This is a genomic window from Bradyrhizobium sp. 2S1 (assembly GCF_011516625.5).
GTDB classification, from domain to species: domain Bacteria; phylum Pseudomonadota; class Alphaproteobacteria; order Rhizobiales; family Xanthobacteraceae; genus Bradyrhizobium; species Bradyrhizobium septentrionale.
In genome coordinates this window covers 4,189,894-4,206,679 of the sequence record NZ_CP147717.1, presented here as the reverse complement: position 1 = coordinate 4,206,679, position 16,786 = coordinate 4,189,894, and the positions used below count along the sequence as shown (strand labels likewise).

Below are 16,786 nucleotides of genomic sequence, written 5' to 3'. Positions count from 1 at the left end.
TCGACCCTTCGAGACGCGCTACGCGCTCCTCAGGGTGACGGTGGTGGAGTTGCAAAAGGCGCGCTCTAAGCCGCCTCACCCGACCTTGAACTTGCTGTACGCCTCGCGCGTCGCGATGATGACGTGCTGTTCGCAGCCGTTGCGGCGATGCGGGTCGCAGCGGTTTTCGTAGTCGGCCGAGGTCATCATGTCGATGAAGGCCGCGACGCTTGGATAGTAGACCAGCGCGAGATAATCCCAGCGCTGGCCAGCAGGCTCTCCCAGCGCGACCGTCTCTGCGTTTCCGGTCCACAGCAGCGTGCCGCCGCGCGCCTTGATCATCGGCACGGTGAGCGCGCTGTAACGCAGGTACGCATCCCAGCCTGAGCCGTCGCCGTCGAGCGATCGCTCCCGAAACCGCATCAGATTGACCATAACGACCGGAGCCTGGCGATCCAGCTCGTTCAGGCCTTTGACGTTCAAGAGATCGACACCCATCACCCGCTCCCGCCCAAAGCCTCTTCGGTCCAGCCGTATCGATACGGCCGCAAACATTATGTCACATCGCGGGACTAGCCTGAAATGCCGCCGAGCCCTAAGCTACCCCTGCTCTCGGAGGTCAAGGCCGTGATGACCCTTCCCGAACTTGCAGCCGACGCGCTCGGCAAATTCCTCGGCGAATACATGCAGCGCCGGTTTGGCTCTTCGCAAACCCAGCTGGTGGAGATGGTGCCCTCGATCGCGCGGATCGCGATCGAATGCATCGGCAACAGCGACGCGCTCTATCACAATGTCGAGCACACCATGCTGGTGACGCTGGCCGGCCACGACATCCTGCGCGGCCGCGCGCTGCATTCGCACATGAGCGCCGAGGATTATGCGCATGTCATCATCGCCTGCCTCACCCACGACATCGGCTATGTGCGCGGGCTGTTCCAGGCCGACGACCAAGACGGCTATCTGATCAATGCCGATGGCCGCAAGGTGATCCTGCCGCGCGGCTCGTCGGATGCGGCGCTGATGTCCTATCACGTCGACCGCTCCAAGATCTTCGTGATGGAGCGGATCAAGGGCGTCGCCCAGCTCGACAACGAGCGCATCGCCCGCGCCATCGAGGGCACCCGCTTTCCGCTCAGCTCCCACGACGACGATGAGGATTTCGGCGAGGAGGCCGCCTTGCTGCGCGCCGCCGATCTGATCGGCCAGCTCGGCGACCCCCACTACATCCGCAAGGCCAACGCGCTGTACATCGAGTTCGAGGAGGCCGGGCTCAACCGCCAGCTCGGCTACGATTCGCCGGCCGATCTCGTCGACCTCTATCCGCGCTTCTACTGGGACAGCGCCGCGCCGCATGTGCAGCCGGCGATCCGTCACCTCAACGTCACCTCCAGCGGGCGGCAATGGATCGCCAATCTCTACAGCAACGTGTTTCGCGCCGAGCGCGACATCTCGCTGTCAGGGCCGCAGAAATAGGCGTGGCGACGGAGACACGCGCAATATCTATCTCCGTCATCCTGAGGTGCGAGCGGAGCGAGCCTCGAAGGATGCACGGCCCCGCTGGTGGCCGTCGACCCTTCGAGACGCGCGTGCCGCGCTCCTCAGGGTGACGGAATCAAGTGTTCATGACGCTGCGAGCGACGACGAGCCTTGGCCGCGCATGGCACCAATCCGCTCTTTCGTCTTGTCGCGGCAGCGGATTCGGGCACAACATCCACCAGATAATGACCGCTTTGCCCGCACCTGCCGCAACCCCACGCCATCAGCCGCTGCACTGGCTCAACAACCAGCCCTATCTGCTGCTCAGCCTGACGTCGCTGTTCTGGGCCGCCAACATCGTGCTGGCGCGCCATGTCGGCAGCCATGTGCCGCCGGTCACGCTGACCACGATCCGCTGGTTCGGCGTGTTCGTGATCCTGCTGCCGTTCGCCTGGCCGCATCTGAAGAAGGACTGGCCGAAGCTGCGCAGCGCGCTGCCGCTGATGCTGCTGTTGTCCGCAGTCGGCTTCGCCTTCAACAACGCGATCTCCTACTGGGCGATGCAGTATACCGAGGCGCTGAACGCGCTGTTGATCCAGTCGGCGGGGCCGCTGTTCGTGGCGATGTGGTCGCTGATCCTGTTCGGCGTGCGGCTGACGCCGGCGCAGCTCGCCGGCATCGCCATCTCGCTGGCCGGCGTGCTGACCATCATCCTGCGCGGCGACTTCTCGGCGCTCGCCAGCATCAGCTTCAACCGGGGCGACATCATGTTCGGCGCCTCGCTGGTGTCGTTCGGGCTGTATTCGGCGCTGATCCCGCGCCGGCCGAAAATCCATCAGCTCTCGCTGATCTCGTTCACCACCTGCTGTGGTGCGATGATGCTGTTGCCGGTGGCGGCCTGGGAATTCGCCAATGGCGTGACGCTGAAGCTCGACGTTCTGACGTTTGCCACGCTGGGCTACACGCTGATCTTCCCGTCGACGCTCGCCTATCTGTTCTTCAACCGCGGCATCGCGCTGATCGGCCCGAACCGCGCGGCGCCGTTCTTCCATCTGGTGCCGGTGTTCGGCTCGGCGATGGCGATCCTGCTGCTCGGCGAGACGCTCGCGCCGTTTCATCTGATCGGCTACGCGCTGGTGCTCGCCGGCGTCATCATCGCCTCGCGGCAGGGCTCGGCGAAGCGCTAGCTGACGCCGAGGATATGGCTAGAGATTTTCGGTTCTGATTGAATCAGAACCGAAGCTCTAGCTTTTTGTTTTGACGCGTTTTCTTCACGCGAACCGGGGTCCACTTCGCTCGAAAACGCTCTAGCCTACCTTGCGCAAGCCGGCGGATTTGCGTGGCAAATGTGGCTTTGCCGCCAGCGTTTCCGTGATGAAGTCGATAAACCGCCTCACCTTGGCCGGCACGTGGTTACGCGAGGCGTAATAGACGTAGAGCGGAAAACGCTCGTCGGGCCAGTCCGGAAACAGTTCGATCAGCGCGCCGCTCCTCAGGCGATCGTCGAGCCCGAGATCGATCACCTGCGCGATGCCGAAGCCGGCCAGGCAAGCGCCGAGCTTGGTTCCTGAATCGGTCACGGTGAGCCGCCCGTTGACCGCGACCGGCACGACCTCGCCGCCGCGCCAAAACTCCCAATCGAACGGACGCCCGGTCGCCGCGTCGATTGCCAGGATGCACTGATGGTCGCGGCTCGCCAGCTCCCGCGGATCAAGCGGCCGGCCGTGTCGTTCGAGATAGATCGGCGAGGCCACGGTGAGCACGCGCGCATCGAGTACGCGGCGCGCAATCAGCGCCGACGGCGCCGGCTCGCCGAAGCGCACCGCCAGATCAAAACCGTCGCTGACCAGATCGGCGATCCGGTCGCGGGTCTCGATACGCAGATCCATGCCTGGATTCTGCAGCAGGAACTCGCTCAGCTTCGGCGACAGCACCATGCGGGAGAACAGCGGGTCGACATTGACCCGCAGCCTGCCGCGGACCGCATCGCGCGATTTCGAGGTCTCCGCCGCCGCCTCGCCGATCCCGGCCAGATGCGCCGCAACCCGCTCGTACAGCGCGCGTCCTTCCTCGGTGAGCTCGACGGCGCGGCTCGTGCGGTGAACCAGCCTGGCATCGAGGCGCGCCTCGAGCTTGGCAATCGCCTTGCTGACGCCGGACTGCGTCATGCCGAGCCGTTCAGCCGCCTTGCCGAAGCTGCGCGCGTCCGCAACGGCCGCGAGGATCACAAGCCCGCCGACGAGCCGACCGTCAACTTCGTCCATGTCGATGCCTCTCAGTCATCCATGAGATGACAGCCCAGTCGTAGCACTCCGCCACCGTATCGGCCACTGTCGGCGCAGACCGATCCGGTTCGATCCGGTGAGGCCACCGCCACATCATCCGCTACGGAGATTTTGCCATGAGCGACATCCAGGCCATCGCATCCGCGATCGAAGGATATTTCAACCTGATGTATGACGTCGACGATAGCCGGTTCCGCGACGTCTTCTCCGATGCCTGCATCGTGCACGGCATCCGGGACGGCAAGCACACGGTGCGGTCGGCCGCGGAATTCCGCGACTTCATCGGCAGCCGTCCCTCGCCGGCATCGATGAAATCGCCGCGCGAGGAGGCCATCATCAGCATCGACCAGACCGCGTCCGATCTGGCCATCGCCAAGGTGCGCGTCAGGGCCGGCCAAACCGGCTTCATCGACCATCTCGTGTTTCATCTGATCGACGGCAGGTGGCTCGTCACCACCAAGGCTTTTCACGTCGCGCAGGTGTTCCCGGCGGGATCCTAGCGTCCCCACCCGCGTCCGGGAGTGGCCATGCGGCGAAAGGCTGCTCCCGGCACGGCTTCCGCAGCCATGGCGGCCGGGCTAGCTTCGGCCGCAATGGGCCTGTTCAGGGCCTGCGCGGGGGGACGACGACATGATCATGGGATTGCGACGATACTGGTGCCTGGCGGCCGCAGCCGCCGCCGTGCTCGTGGCGATGTCCGAGACGGCACTTGCCCAGACCTATCCCACCCGCAACATCACGCTGGTGCTGCCGTTCGCCGCCGGTAGCGGCACCGACACCACGACACGGCTGATTTCCAAGGAGCTCGGGGTTGCGCTCGGCGTCGGCATGGTGATCGACAACCGGGCCGGCGCCAACGGCTCGATCGCGGCGAACTATGTCGCCCGCTCCGCCCCCGACGGTTACACCTTGTTCGTCACCACCAACACGACGCACTCGGCCAATCCGTATCTGCTGAAAACCATGAATTACGATCCGATCAAGGATTTCACGCCGATCGCGCGCACCGGCGACCTGCCCTTCATGCTGGTGATCCATCCTGACATCCCGGCGAACTCCGTCGCCGAGCTGATCGCGCTCGCCAAGAAGGAGCCGGGCAAATACACCTATGCCAGCGGCTCGTCGTCGGCGAGCGTCTCCGGCGCGACCTTCGCCCGCCTCGCCGGCATCGATCTGCTGCACGTGCCCTACAAGAGCTCGCCGCCGGCGCTGACCGACGTGATCGCCGGCCGGATCTCGATGATGTTCATCGATGTCCCGACCGGGCTGCCGCACGTCAACGCCAAGGCACTGAAGCCGCTCGCCGTCACCACCAAGCGGAAATCCGCGCTGCTGCCGGACCTGCCCACCATGGACGAGACCGTGAAGGGTTTCGACATCACCTCCTGGCAGGGCTATCTCGGCCCCGCCAACCTGCCGAAGGATGTCGTCGTCAGGCTGAATGCGGAGATCCGCAAGATCGTCGAGCGGCCTGATATCAAGAACCAGCTCGCCGAGCGCGGCATGGAGGCGTTCTCCGGCACGCCCGAGGAGTTCGAGGCGTTCCTCAAGGAGCAGCTGGTGCTGTGGGAGAAACTGATCGCCGACGCCGGGATCGAGAAGCAGTGAGAAAATGTAGCGTTGCAGAGCGGGGCACACCCTCCGCTTTACTCTCCCGCGAGGCCTGCCATTTCCGTCATCCTGAGGAGCGCGCTCTTGCGCGCGTCTCGAAGGATCGACGGCCACCGGCCGGGCCGTACATCCTTCGAGGCTCGCCCAGCGGTGCAAGTGCACCGCAAGGCTCGCACCTCAGGATGACGGGGATATGGAATTGGGTGGGTTAGAAATTGTAGGGTGGGTTAGCGTAGCGTAACCCACCAACCTTCTTCGCGGACCTGCGGTGGGTTACGCCTTCGGCTAACCCACCCTACGCAACTGCGCATCCATTAAGCCGCGCGGACCTTCTGCAGGAACTCGTCGACCGCGTTGCGCAGCATGCCGGACTGGGTGTCGAGCTCGCGCGCATTCGACAGCACGTCGCCCGCCGCGGTGCCGGTTGCGGCGGCTGCGGTGGTGACGCCGCCGATATGGGCGGAGATCTCGCTCGAGCCGGCCGCGACCTGCTGGATGTTGCGGGCGATTTCGCGCGTCGCATCGCCCTGCTGGTCGATCGCGGTCGAGATCGAGGCCGTGATCTCGCTCATCTGCGCGATGGTCGCGGTGATGCCGCCGATCGAGGTCACCGCCTCGCCGGTGGAGGCCTGCATCGCGGCGACCTGCGCCGAGATCTCCTCGGTCGCCTTCGCGGTCTGGTTGGCCAGCGCCTTCACCTCGGAGGCGACCACCGCGAAACCGCGGCCGGATTCGCCGGCGCGCGCCGCCTCGATGGTGGCGTTAAGCGCGAGCAGATTGGTCTGGGCGGCGATCGAGTGGATCAGCTTGACCACCTCGCCGATCTTCTCGGCGCCGGTGGAGAGCGCCTGCACGGTGGCATTGGTACGCTCGGCATCGGCCACCGCCTGACTTGCGACCTCGCTTGAGCGCGCCACCTGGCGGGAGATCTCGGCAACCGAGCTGGAGAGCTCCTCGGCCGCGGCAGCGACGGTGCCGACATTGTTGGAGGCAGAGTCGGATGCGGCGCCGACGGTCGCGGCACGCGCGCTGGCGTCGCTGGCGGTCGCGGTCATCGACTGCGCCGTGGTCTGCATGCCGGCGGCGGCGGAAGCTACCGTCCGGACGATGCCGTTGACGCTGCGCTCGAAATCGCTGGCAATGTTCTGCATCGCCGAGCGTCGCTCGGTGGCGGCGCGCGCCTGGGTCTCGGCCTCGGCCTGTTCGAGACCGCGGATACGCACCGCATTGTCCTTGAAGATCTGCACGGTCGCGGCCATACCGCCGACCTCGTCACCGCGGTCGACGCCGGGGATGTCGCCGTCGAGCTTGCCGTCGGCGATATCGCGCATGCGGCTGCCGAGCAGATTGAGCGGCCGGGAGATGCTGCGGCCGATCAGCCAGGCGACCGAGCCGGAAATGATGCCGATGCCGAGGATCGCAAGGCCGAGCAGCCACGCGATCGGCCGCATCTTGGCATCGATATCCTCGAGATAGGCGCCGGTGCCGAGATACATGTCGAAACCGGGAACCGCCACCGCATAGCCGACCTTGCGGATCGGGGTCTCCTGGCCGGGCTTCACATACTCATAGAACAACAGGATCTCGCCCTTGGACTTCACGCCGTCCATCAATTCCTGCGAGAGCTTGCGGCCGTTGGTCACGACGTCCATGCGGTTGGTTCCGACCTGCTTCGGATCGGGCGCCAGCACCGTGATGCCGTTGTAGTCGGTGCCGAACAGATAGCCGGCGCCGTTGTCATAGGTCATGGTGTTGGCGCGCTTGCCGAACTCTGCGAGCGCCGCCTCCTTGGTCATCTTGCCGGCATCGACATCCTTCTTCAGGCCCGCCGCCATGTTCTTCGCCATCTCGACCATGGCCTTGGCCTGGTCGATGCGCGCATTCGTCATCTCACGCTGCATCAGGTTGATCGCGAGGATGCCGGCAGTGCACAGGCCGATCAGGGCCCCCCCCACCAGAATGCCGAGCTTGGGGGTGATCTTCATATTTGACAGCTTCACGGGGGTCTCCAGGAGGCGGGGAACGCGACGCGATTGGCGGATTGATTCGGTTCACCGTAATGTGAGACCCTTTACCCGATGGTTACGGAGGTTCCCCGTAGAAGCCCGGAGAATCGGGCCGCGGACCAACCGGCAATTGTAGAGGGAATGGCGCAGCTCGCGTACAAGTATGGGAAAGCGGTGACGCAAGCCGCGCTCCAAGAAGCAACAAGACCAAGAAGCAAGATCAAGAACCGAACCAGCAAGAAGCAAGAACAGAAGACCTCACATCGGGAGCAGACAATGTCGAAATTCAGGGTGGTGACGCCGAAGGGCGCGAGCTTCACGGTCGCCGGCGGCGGCTACGATTATGAGCGCGAGGCGCTCGATCCGATCGGCGCCGAGATCGTCGAGGCGCCGGCCAACGAGGCCGAATTCATCGCCGCGGCACGGACCGCGGACGCGATCTACGCCAAGGGCATGCCGATCACGAAAACGGTCATCGACGCGCTGGAGAACTGCAAGGTGATCACGCTCGGCAGCGTCGGCGTCGACTCGGTCGACGTCAAGGCCGCGACCGCGCGCGGCATCCCCGTCACCAACATCCCCGACACCTTCATCGAGGAGGTCGCCGACCACGCCATGATGCTGCTGCTCGCAGGCTTCCGCCGCCTGATCGAGCAGGACAAGATGGTGCGCAGCGGCCGCTGGGCCGAGGGCCGCCCGGCGCTGTTGAAGATTCCGCGGCTGATGGGCCAGACCCTCGGCTTCATCTCGTTCGGCCGGGTCGCCCGCGCGGTGGCCAAGCGCGCCGCGCCGTTCGGCCTCAGGATGATGGCCTACGATCCCTTCATCCAGGAAACGCTGATGTACGACCACGGCGTGATCCCCTCGACGCTGTCGGAGGTGCTGTCGCAGTCGGATTTTGTCTCGATGCACGCCCCGGCGCGGCCCGAAGTGCACCACATGCTGACCGAGAAGCATTTTCGCCAGATGAAAAAATCGGCCGTCTTCATCAACACCGGCCGCGGCGCCACCGTCGACGAGGAATCGCTGATCAAGGCGCTGCAGGAGGGTTGGATCGCCCACGCCGCGCTCGACGTGCTGGAAAAGGAGCCGCCGTCGCACAACAATCCGATGCTCGGGATGGACAATGTTACCTTGACCGCCCATGTCGCCTCGGCGTCGGCACGTTTTGACGAAGCGCGCAAGCGCCGGGTGGGCTACGAATTGTCACTAGTGCTCCAAGGCATGTGGCCGGTAAGCTGCGTCAACCCGTCGGTGCTGCAAAACACCGCGTTGCGCCGCTGGCAGCCCGTCAGCATGGATCGCGGTCCGAACAGCTAGGCGGGAATGCGTTCTTCGCACGAGGGCCCGTCTCGCTGACGATACGGGCCCTTCGTGTGGCGGGCGCCGAGACAACAAGATCCTTCACCGGCGGCCAAACGCCGGGAAGACACAACAAGAATGGGAGTGCGAACGACATGAAGTACGAGATCACGCGCCGCGACGCGCTGGCGCTGGGGGCGTCCGCAGCGGCACTGGCAGTCACCGGCGCATCGGCGCAGGAGGCGTCGAAGGTCAAGGCTGCCGACGTGGCGGCGCCGTCGCTGCCGATCGAAAAGGGTGCGACCTTGCGCATGCTGCGGCCGGTGCGCTTCGTGCAGGCCGACGAGGACGTGTTCCGCGCCAATGCCAAGCGCTTCACCGACAAGACCGGCGTCGAGGTCAAGGTCGACTTCGTCGGCTGGGAGGACATCAACCAGCAGACCGCGGTGACTTCGAACTCCGGCGCCGGCCCGGACATCATCATCGGCTTCGGCGATGCACCGCACATCTATATCGACAAGCTGATCGAACTGACCGACGTCGCCGATTATCTCGACAAGCGCTATGGCGGATGGCTGACGCTGGCGCGCCGCTACGGCATGCGCTCGAAGTCGAAGAGCTGGGTCGGCCTGCCGTTCGGCGCCTCGGGCGGCCCGCTGGTCTACCGCAAGTCGCTGGTCAATGCGGCCGGCTTCGACAAGGTGCCGGAAGACCATGCCGGCATCCTCGAGCTCTGCAAGAAACTGAAAGCGGCCGGCAAGCCGGCCGGCTTTGCGCTCGGCAACGCGGTCGGCGACGGCAACGGCTTCGCCAACTGGCTGTTGTGGTCGCACAACGCCGCGCTGCTCGATGAGGAAGGCAATATCATCATCAACAGCAAGGAGACGATCGCGGCGCTGAAATATCTGAAGGAGCTCTATCCGAACTTCATCGCCGGCACGCCGTCCTGGAACGACGTCTCCAACAACCGCGCCTACTCGTCGCAGGAGATCGGCCTGACCGCCAACGGCGTCTCGCTGTACTTCTCGCTGAAGAACGATCCCGCGACCAAGGCGGTCGCCGACGACACCCAGCATCAGTTCCTGCCCAAGGGGCTCGCGCCGGTCTCCCCGATGTCGGGCCTGACGCTGAACGCGATGGCGTTCAAGCACAGCCCGTATCCCAACGCGGCGAAGGCCTTCCTGCAGTTCATGCTGGAGCACGAGCAGTACGAGCCGTGGCTCAACGCCAACTCCGGCTACTGGTCGCAGCCGCTCGCGGCCTACGCCGATGCGGCGGTGTGGTCGGGCGATCCCAAGGTCGCGATCTTCAAGGACACCATGAAGAGCCCCTATTACAACGGCTACAAGGGGCCGATCTCGACCGCGACCGGCGCCGTCAACGCCGACTATGTTCTGGTGCAGATGTGCGCCTCGGTGGCGACCGACGCCGCAACGCCGGAAGCCGCCGCCGCGGAAGCCGAGCAGCGCGCCAAGCGGTACTTCCGGCGGCAGGGCCGGTAAAGCCGAACAGGGCAGCCGTCATTGCTATGACAGCTGTCATTCCGGGATGGTGCGCTAGCACCAGACCACAGATGCGCAAGTGCGCATCGGGGAATCTCGAGATTCCGGGTTCGATGCTGCGCATCGCCCCGGAATGACCTTGAAAGTCAGACCGGGAAAAGGATCTGATGTCTGTAACAACACTACCTTCACGCGGACATACGCTGCGCCAACCGGGCTGGCTGGCGCGCCTGTTCGACTACAAGCCGTTCCTGATCGTGATGTGCCTTGCGCCTGCGATCGGCCTGCTGTTGGTGTTCCTCACCTATCCGCTCGGCCTCGGCATCTGGCTCGCCTTCACCGACACCACGATCGGCCAGCGCGGCGTCTATATCGGGCTGGAGAACTTCCAGTACCTGCTCAAGGACCCGCTGTGGTGGAACGCGGTGTTCTACTCGGTCTTCTACACCGCGATCGCAACCTTCGGGAAATTTGCGCTCGGCTTCTGGCTGGCGCTGCTGCTCAACAACCATTTCCCGTTCAAGAGCCTGATCCGCGCCATCGTGCTGCTGCCGTGGATCGTGCCGACGGTGCTCTCGGCACTGGCGTTCTGGTGGATCTACGATCCGCAGTTCTCGATCATCTCCTATCTCCTGGTCGACGTGCTGCATCTGCGTGACAGCAATGTCGACTTCCTCGGCTCGCCCTGGCCGGCGCGGTTCTCGCTGATCGCGGCCAATATCTGGCGCGGCATCCCGTTCGTCGCGATCTCGCTGCTGGCAGGGCTGCAGACTATCTCGCCCTCGCTCTATGAGGCGGCGATGCTCGACGGCGCCACCGCCTGGCAGCGCTTCCGCTACATCACCTTCCCGATGATGATGCCGATTCTCGCGATCGTGATGACGTTCTCGATCATCTTCACTTTCACCGATTTCCAGCTGGTCTACGCCATCACCCGCGGCGGCCCGGTCAACTCGACCCATTTGCTCGCGACCTTGGCGTTCCAGCGCGGCATCGCCGGCGGCGAGCTCGGCGAGGGTGCCGCGATCGCGGTGTCGATGATCCCGTTCCTCGTGTTCGCGACGTTGTTCAGCTACTTCGGCCTCGCGCGCCGCAAATGGCAGCAGGGAGAAGCCAATGACTGACGTCGCAGCCCAATCCTCCAACGTCGCCAGCGCGACGCCCGATACGATGGCGTGGGACTCCCGCGCCCGGCGCGTGGTGATGATCTATCTGCCGCTCGCCTGCTTCATCCTGATCCTGCTGTTCCCGTTCTACTGGATGGCGATCACCTCGTTCAAACCGAACGCGGAGCTTCTGAACTACAAGGAGCACAACCCGTTCTGGATCACCTCGCCGACGCTCGCGCATCTCAAGCATCTGTTGTTCGACAACTCGTATCCGCGCTGGCTGAAGACCACCATGCTGGTCGCGATCGGCTCGACCTTCCTGTCGCTGTTCGCGTCAACGCTCGCCGCCTACGCGATCGAGCGGCTGCGCTTCCGCGGCAGCCCCTATGTCGGCCTCGGCATCTACCTTGCCTATCTGGTGCCGCCGTCGATCCTGTTCATTCCGCTCGCCACCGTGATCGTGCAGTTCGGCCTGTTCGACTCGCCCTTGGCGCTGATCCTGGTCTATCCGACCTTCCTGGTGCCGTTCTGCACCTGGCTTCTGATCGGCTATTTCAAGTCGATCCCCTATGAGCTCGAGGAATGCGCGCTGGTCGACGGCGCGACGCGGCTGCAGATCCTGTGGCGGATCACGCTGCCGCTCGCAGTGCCCGGCCTGATCTCGGCCGGCATCTTCTCCTTCACGCTGTCGTGGAACGAGTTCATCTACGCGCTCGCCTTTATCCAGAGCGCCGCCAACAAGACGGTTCCGGTCGCGATCCTGACCGAGCTCGTCACCGGCGACGTCTACCAATGGGGCGCGCTGATGGCGGGCTCGCTGCTCGGCTCGCTGCCGGTCGCGCTGTTCTACTCGCTGTTCGTCGACTACTACGTGTCGTCGCTGACGGGCGCGGTGAAGGAGTAACTGGGCGCGCAACACTATCCCCGTCATCCTGAGGTGCGAGCGGAGCGAGCCTCGAAGGATGCACGGCCCCGCTGGTGGCCGTCGATCCTTCGAGACGCGCGTTCCGCGCACCTCAGGATGACGGGGATAGGCTGGTGCGTGGATTGGCGTTGCCTGCACTACCGCGGCACGAACGCCACCGGCACGCTGAAACCCATCGAGCCCTGCGTGATCTCTGACGGAAATGCCGGGAACGGCTGGGCCTGCCGAACCATCGCCAGCGCCCGCGCGTCGAAGGTCGGATTGCCGGAGGAGCCGCCGAGATGGCTCGACAGCACCTGCCCGCCCCGGCCGAGCGTGAAGGCCAGCCGGACCACGCCGCGCTGGCCGTTGCCGCCGGCCGGATAAGAGTGGAAGCGCAACAGATGCGCGCGGACCCGTGCGTTGTACGCCGCGATCGCCGATGCCGCCGCGCCTGCGCTGATCGCGGACGCCGTCGGCGCCTGGCGCTCGGCCCGGCTCGGCGCGCTGGTGCGCGGCGCCGGCGTCGCCTCGGACGGCTTCTTGGCCTCGCGGCGCACGACCTTCGGCTTGATCGGCTCGGGCTTGTGTTCGGGAACGACTTTGGCGGGCTCGGGCTTGGGCGGCGTGACCTGCTGCTTCTGCTCCGGCGGCGCGGCGACGTCAGGCTTCTCCTGCAGCGGCGTCGGTACGATCTCCTGCTGCACAGCCTGCGCGGCGGCAGGCTCCGGCGGCGAAGCATCGGCCTCCTGCATCGCCGGCCCCGGCGGCAGCTCAGTGTCGGAAATCTGGGGCGAAGAGGTGATCGGCGTCAAGTCGACCAGCACCGTGGGCACGGCAACGCCCGGCGGCGGCGCCGAGACCCAGTTCATGCCGAGCGCGAGCAGGGCGGCATGTGCCGCCAGGATCGCGGCCGCCGACAGGCCCCAGCGCCGCAGCCGGACTTCGCCACCCGTATCATGAAGGGCATAGGCGTTCATGACGCTCGCCCCGTTCCGCAGAGGCGTGCCCTCTCCCGCTTGCGGCAGGGCTGTCCGGGGAATGATTCACTGTGTCGCGGTGCATGCTCGGCAAAACCGAGGCAAATCGGTCTTTTCTGGTTGTCGAGACACAGAAGGCCGAGCATGCGATTTCGCGATAGCATTTTTAGTAGGCTGCTTGAACCGATCAATCGGCGGCAGTTTCAGACGGCTGTGGATCGTCTGGACGGGGATGCCTACGACAAGTCGTTCAAGAGCTGGGATCACCTGGTAGCGCTGATCTATGCGCAGTTGAGCGGGAACAACAGCCTGCGCGCCGTGGTGACCGGCTTCAACGCCAATCCTCAGCATCACTATCATCTGGGCACCGGCAGGTTGTCCCGCTCGACGCTGTCGGATGCCAATACCCGCCGCCCGTCCAGCATTTTTGCGCAAACCTTTGCACGATTGTCGGCGATGGCAAGCCGGCAGTTGCGGGGCGAAGGCAAGGAGATGGTGCGCCTGATCGACGCCAGTCCGATCCCGCTTGGCAAAGTTTGCACCTGGGCGGTGTGGAACGGCCGCATCCGCGGCATGAAGCTGCACGTGGTCTACGATCCCAAGGGCGATATCCCGAAGTGCGTCGAGGTGACGGCTGCCAACGTCAACGATATCGAGATCGGTCGCCAGACTCCGATCCAGGCCGGCACAACCTACGTGTTCGACAAGGGATATTGCCGTTTCGACTGGTGGCAGAAGATCAATGATAGCAAGGCTTTCTTCGTGACCCGGCCGAAGACGAGCATCCGGCTACGCGCGGTCAGGCATCGCACCATCCGCAACAGCAAGGGGGACGGCTTCAGGATCATCGTCGACGACGAGGTGAAGCTCACCAGTAAGGGCGACTCGCGTTTGCCGATACCGCTGCGGCGCATCAAGGTCAGGCGGGAGAACGGCGGCGTGATCACGCTTCTCACCAACGATACGACCCGAACGGCCGTCGAGATCGCCGCCCTCTACAAGAGCCGGTGGCAGATCGAACTGCTGTTCCGCTGGATCAAGCAGCACCTCGACATCCGCAAGTTCCTCGGCACCAACGACAATGCAATCCGCCTGCAAGTGCTTGCTGCGATGATTGCCTACCTACTGTTGCGCATTGCCGCGCGGACCAACTGCATCAAAATGCTGCCGCTCAGGCTCGCCGAACTCGTCAGCCAGTTCCTGTTCACCCGGCGAGCCTTCGCCAGCATCGACAAGCCTCCGCCAATCAACCCTAGCCGCCGCAAATGCAGAACGCCCCTCAACCAGATGGAACTCTGCTATGGTTGAATTTCCCCGGACAGCCCTGCGCTTGCGGGGGAGGGTTAGGGTGGGGGTCTCACCGCGAGTCGGACCGATGATGTGGAGAGAGCCCCCACCCGCATCGCATCTTCGATGCGCTGCGACCTCCCCCGCAAGCGGGAGAGGTGAACCGAGTCCCTGGCGCACCGCTTCAATCAAGGCCAATCCGCCCTAGCTACGCCCGTCGAGGCCGACCAGCGCGATCTTGAGATAGCCGGCGTTGCGCAGCAGGTTCATCACCTCCATCAGATCGCCATAGCTGACCGCCTTGTCGGCGCGCAGGAAGATGCGCTCGTCCTTCTTGCCCCGCGTGGCGCCATCGAGCGTCGCAGTCAGCACATCGCGCCCGATCACATCCTCGCCGACGGCGACCGACAGATCGGGCTTCACCGTGACAAACACCGGCTTGTCCGGCCGCGGCTGCGGCTCGGCGGTCGAGGCCGGCAGATCGACACCGAGATCGACGGTCGCGAGCGGCGCCGCCACCATGAAGATGATCAGCAGCACCAGCATCACGTCGATGAACGGCGTGACATTGATCTCATGTGCCTCGACCAGATCGTCGTCGCCGCGACGCCGGCCGCCGAACGCGCCACTGGTACCGAGCTTCGCGCCCATGTTCTACTCCGCCGCGCGCGCCAGACGGAACAGGCTGCGATCGCCCTCGCGACTGACGAGCAGCATCACCATGACGGAGGCGTCGCCGAGCAGCGCGCGGTAGGCCGCGATCGAACGGGTCAGATGATTGTAGATCACGACCGCCGGGATCGCCGCGACCAGCCCGAGCGCGGTTGCGAGCAGCGCCTCGGCGATACCGGGCGCGACCACCGCGAGATTGGTGGTGTGCGCCTCGGAGATGCCGATGAAGGCATTCATGATGCCCCACACCGTGCCGAACAGGCCGACGAACGGTGCGGTGGCGCCGATGGTGGCAAGCACGCCGGTGCCGCGCGCGATCTGCCGCGACATCGCCGCCTCGACCCGCTCCAGCCGCAGCGCGATCCGCTCCTTGAAACCGTCGTCGAACATGCCGCTGGAGAGCGCGGCCTCGCGCGAGGCCGACTGCACGATCTGCGCACGGCGTCGTCGCCGTCGCGGCTCGCCTGCTCGACCTCGGCAAGCTGGGTGTCGCGCTCAAGCAGGCCGATCCGCTGCCTGGCGAGCGCAGTCTTGCGGCGGATCTCGACGGTCTTGGCGAGCCAGACCGTCCAGGTCACGAGTGAGGCGAAGGCAAGCCCGATCATCACTGCCTTCACGACGATGTCGGCGCTCGCAAACATGCCCCAGGGCGAGAGGTTGCGCGGCAGCAGCGCGGCGTCGGACGCGGCAAGGCCCGCCCCCGGCAGCATGCCGAGCGCGCCGGAAGCCGCCATCCAGATGCTCCGCCCAAGCCAGCGATGCGACATGGTCGCCTCCCGTCCTTCGTTGGTCTCAGCCCGCTTTCGGCGCGAGGCGGTCCGCCAGCGCGTGGAAGCGCACCAGCTGATCGCCGCGCAGCGCGCGCGTCTCGTCGCGGCCGACGAACACCTTGAACATGATGCCGCCGTCGAGATTGATGAAGGCGATGAAGGCCGACACCTTGCCCATGAAGGGCCGCTCGACGAACGCGATCGCAGAACAGCGCTCATGCCTGAGGTGGCCGTGCAGGCCCTTCGGCTGCATCAGGTTGAAATAGCCGCGGCCGACCTCGCCTTTCGGAATGGCGCCCGTGAATTCGAAGATCGCATCATCAGTGTGCACGATCAGCGTCACCTCGCCCCATTCCGCGATATCCTGCATCGCGGCGGCGAATTCGCCGGCGCCGATCCGCACCATGCTTTCGGGCAGCGCCTCGAGCACGGCGCGCGGCGTCACCTTGCGCTCGCGCGCGACGTCCTCGATGACAGCGCCGGGATTGTCGGCCATAAAGGCCTTCAATCCGGCTAACTCCGCGTTCTGCACGATCGCCTCCGTCACGCCAGGCTCTTTGCGCGCTCGGTGATCAGCACCTCAAAGCCCTCGAAGCTGGGATGGCCGAGATAGAGGCTGCCGCCGGTCTCGTTGCCGGCGCGGGAATGGGCGCGGCGGAACGCATCCGATTTGGTCCAGTCCTCGAACGCCGCCTTGCTGGCCCACACCGTATGGGTCGCGTACAGCGTGTGGTCCTCGGCCTCGGGTCCCTTCACCAGATGAAACTCGATGAATCCAGGCAGATCGCCGAGAAAGGATTCGCGGGTCTTCCAGACCGTCTCGAACGCCTGCTCCTTGCCCTTGATCACCTGAAACCGGTTCATTGCGATGAACATGAAAACCCTCTCCTGTTTGGCGGCGGA

General features: G+C 64.9%; 16 protein-coding genes and 1 pseudogene. 9 read left to right on the top strand and 8 right to left on the bottom strand.

Annotated features, from left to right (window positions below; translation table 11 throughout):
* Window positions 1-75: 75 nt before the first annotated feature.
* Window positions 76-477, bottom strand: coding sequence for a DUF1330 domain-containing protein (locus tag HAP54_RS19835; protein ID WP_166308085.1), 402 nt, complete (start codon window positions 475-477; stop codon window positions 76-78).
* 129 nt (window positions 478-606) lie between these two features.
* Between HAP54_RS19835 and HAP54_RS19830 the strand changes: the two genes are divergently transcribed.
* Both HAP54_RS19830 and HAP54_RS19825 read left to right on the top strand, forming a co-directional pair.
* Window positions 607-1,452, top strand: coding sequence for a metal-dependent phosphohydrolase (locus HAP54_RS19830; protein WP_166308082.1), 846 nt, complete (start codon window positions 607-609; stop codon window positions 1,450-1,452).
* A gap of 248 nt (window positions 1,453-1,700) precedes the next feature.
* A complete protein-coding gene (locus tag HAP54_RS19825) occupies window positions 1,701-2,642 on the top strand; it encodes a DMT family transporter (RefSeq protein ID WP_166302983.1) in 942 nt (313 codons plus the stop codon).
* A 120-nt stretch (window positions 2,643-2,762) separates the two neighbouring features.
* Here the strand turns inward: HAP54_RS19825 and HAP54_RS19820 are convergent, their stop codons facing one another.
* Window positions 2,763-3,719 (bottom strand): LysR family transcriptional regulator, encoded by a 957-nt coding sequence (locus tag HAP54_RS19820; RefSeq protein WP_166302980.1) that lies wholly within the window; start codon window positions 3,717-3,719, stop codon window positions 2,763-2,765.
* Between the two features lie 137 nt (window positions 3,720-3,856).
* On the opposite strand from HAP54_RS19820, the gene HAP54_RS19815 reads away from it, so the two are divergent.
* Window positions 3,857-4,240 (top strand): nuclear transport factor 2 family protein, encoded by a 384-nt coding sequence (locus HAP54_RS19815; RefSeq protein WP_166302977.1) that lies wholly within the window; start codon window positions 3,857-3,859, stop codon window positions 4,238-4,240.
* Between the two features lie 130 nt (window positions 4,241-4,370).
* Window positions 4,371-5,348 (top strand): Bug family tripartite tricarboxylate transporter substrate binding protein, encoded by a 978-nt coding sequence (locus HAP54_RS19810; RefSeq protein ID WP_414646206.1) that lies wholly within the window; start codon window positions 4,371-4,373, stop codon window positions 5,346-5,348.
* Window positions 5,349-5,665: 317 nt separating this feature from the next.
* Here HAP54_RS19810 and HAP54_RS19805 read toward each other — a convergent pair whose 3' ends face one another.
* Entirely contained in the window at window positions 5,666-7,351 is a 1,686-nt protein-coding gene (locus HAP54_RS19805) for a methyl-accepting chemotaxis protein (protein ID WP_166302971.1), read from the bottom strand.
* A 282-nt stretch (window positions 7,352-7,633) separates the two neighbouring features.
* Between HAP54_RS19805 and HAP54_RS19800 the strand changes: the two genes are divergently transcribed.
* From HAP54_RS19800 to HAP54_RS19785, 4 genes are all read left to right on the top strand, one after another.
* Window positions 7,634-8,677, top strand: a complete 1,044-nt coding sequence (locus HAP54_RS19800; protein WP_166302968.1) for a C-terminal binding protein — start codon at window positions 7,634-7,636, stop codon at window positions 8,675-8,677.
* A gap of 137 nt (window positions 8,678-8,814) precedes the next feature.
* Complete coding sequence (locus HAP54_RS19795; RefSeq protein WP_029079177.1) at window positions 8,815-10,161, top strand: ABC transporter substrate-binding protein; 1,347 nt, start codon at window positions 8,815-8,817, stop codon at window positions 10,159-10,161.
* Window positions 10,162-10,328: 167 nt separating this feature from the next.
* Window positions 10,329-11,285: a carbohydrate ABC transporter permease gene (locus tag HAP54_RS19790; protein ID WP_166302965.1), complete on the top strand. Its 957-nt coding sequence runs from the start codon at window positions 10,329-10,331 to the stop codon at window positions 11,283-11,285.
* A complete protein-coding gene (locus HAP54_RS19785; protein WP_166302962.1) occupies window positions 11,278-12,174 on the top strand; it encodes a carbohydrate ABC transporter permease in 897 nt (298 codons plus the stop codon). The genes HAP54_RS19790 and HAP54_RS19785 overlap by 8 nt, the downstream gene beginning before the upstream one ends.
* A 158-nt stretch (window positions 12,175-12,332) precedes the next feature.
* On the opposite strand, the gene HAP54_RS19780 is transcribed toward HAP54_RS19785, so the two are convergent.
* A complete protein-coding gene (locus HAP54_RS19780; RefSeq protein WP_166302959.1) occupies window positions 12,333-13,154 on the bottom strand; it encodes a TonB family protein in 822 nt (273 codons plus the stop codon).
* Window positions 13,155-13,298: 144 nt separating this feature from the next.
* On the opposite strand from HAP54_RS19780, the gene HAP54_RS19775 reads away from it, so the two are divergent.
* Window positions 13,299-14,462: an IS4 family transposase gene (locus HAP54_RS19775; protein ID WP_166298459.1), complete on the top strand. Its 1,164-nt coding sequence runs from the start codon at window positions 13,299-13,301 to the stop codon at window positions 14,460-14,462.
* A 183-nt stretch (window positions 14,463-14,645) separates the two neighbouring features.
* Here the strand turns inward: HAP54_RS19775 and exbD are convergent, their stop codons facing one another.
* The 4 genes and pseudogenes from exbD to HAP54_RS19755 form a co-directional block, all read right to left on the bottom strand.
* On the bottom strand, window positions 14,646-15,092 hold the full coding sequence (gene exbD / locus HAP54_RS19770; RefSeq protein WP_166302956.1) for a TonB system transport protein ExbD: 447 nt from the start codon (window positions 15,090-15,092) through the stop codon (window positions 14,646-14,648).
* Between the two features lie 3 nt (window positions 15,093-15,095).
* Window positions 15,096-15,823 (bottom strand): annotated as a pseudogene (gene exbB / locus HAP54_RS19765) (tonB-system energizer ExbB).
* An 82-nt stretch (window positions 15,824-15,905) separates the two neighbouring features.
* Window positions 15,906-16,379 (bottom strand): heme utilization cystosolic carrier protein HutX, encoded by a 474-nt coding sequence (gene hutX / locus HAP54_RS19760; RefSeq protein ID WP_175619817.1) that lies wholly within the window; start codon window positions 16,377-16,379, stop codon window positions 15,906-15,908.
* 47 nt (window positions 16,380-16,426) lie between these two features.
* Window positions 16,427-16,759, bottom strand: coding sequence for an antibiotic biosynthesis monooxygenase family protein (locus HAP54_RS19755; RefSeq protein ID WP_166302953.1), 333 nt, complete (start codon window positions 16,757-16,759; stop codon window positions 16,427-16,429).
* Window positions 16,760-16,786 lie beyond the last annotated feature (27 nt).

Coding starts and splice junctions, on each gene's coding strand:
- HAP54_RS19835 (WP_166308085.1), bottom strand. CDS start 477: ATGGGTGTCGATCTCTTGAACGTCAAAGGCCTGAACGAGCTGGATCGC.
- HAP54_RS19825 (WP_166302983.1), top strand. CDS start 1,701: ATGACCGCTTTGCCCGCACCTGCCGCAACCCCACGCCATCAGCCGCTG.
- HAP54_RS19820 (WP_166302980.1), bottom strand. CDS start 3,719: ATGGACGAAGTTGACGGTCGGCTCGTCGGCGGGCTTGTGATCCTCGCG.
- HAP54_RS19815 (WP_166302977.1), top strand. CDS start 3,857: ATGAGCGACATCCAGGCCATCGCATCCGCGATCGAAGGATATTTCAAC.
- HAP54_RS19810 (WP_414646206.1), top strand. CDS start 4,371: ATGATCATGGGATTGCGACGATACTGGTGCCTGGCGGCCGCAGCCGCC.
- HAP54_RS19800 (WP_166302968.1), top strand. CDS start 7,634: ATGTCGAAATTCAGGGTGGTGACGCCGAAGGGCGCGAGCTTCACGGTC.
- HAP54_RS19795 (WP_029079177.1), top strand. CDS start 8,815: ATGAAGTACGAGATCACGCGCCGCGACGCGCTGGCGCTGGGGGCGTCC.
- HAP54_RS19790 (WP_166302965.1), top strand. CDS start 10,329: ATGTCTGTAACAACACTACCTTCACGCGGACATACGCTGCGCCAACCG.
- HAP54_RS19785 (WP_166302962.1), top strand. CDS start 11,278: ATGACTGACGTCGCAGCCCAATCCTCCAACGTCGCCAGCGCGACGCCC.
- HAP54_RS19780 (WP_166302959.1), bottom strand. CDS start 13,154: ATGAACGCCTATGCCCTTCATGATACGGGTGGCGAAGTCCGGCTGCGG.
- HAP54_RS19775 (WP_166298459.1), top strand. CDS start 13,299: ATGCGATTTCGCGATAGCATTTTTAGTAGGCTGCTTGAACCGATCAAT.
- exbD (WP_166302956.1), bottom strand. CDS start 15,092: ATGGGCGCGAAGCTCGGTACCAGTGGCGCGTTCGGCGGCCGGCGTCGC.
- hutX (WP_175619817.1), bottom strand. CDS start 16,379: ATGGCCGACAATCCCGGCGCTGTCATCGAGGACGTCGCGCGCGAGCGC.
- HAP54_RS19755 (WP_166302953.1), bottom strand. CDS start 16,759: ATGTTCATCGCAATGAACCGGTTTCAGGTGATCAAGGGCAAGGAGCAG.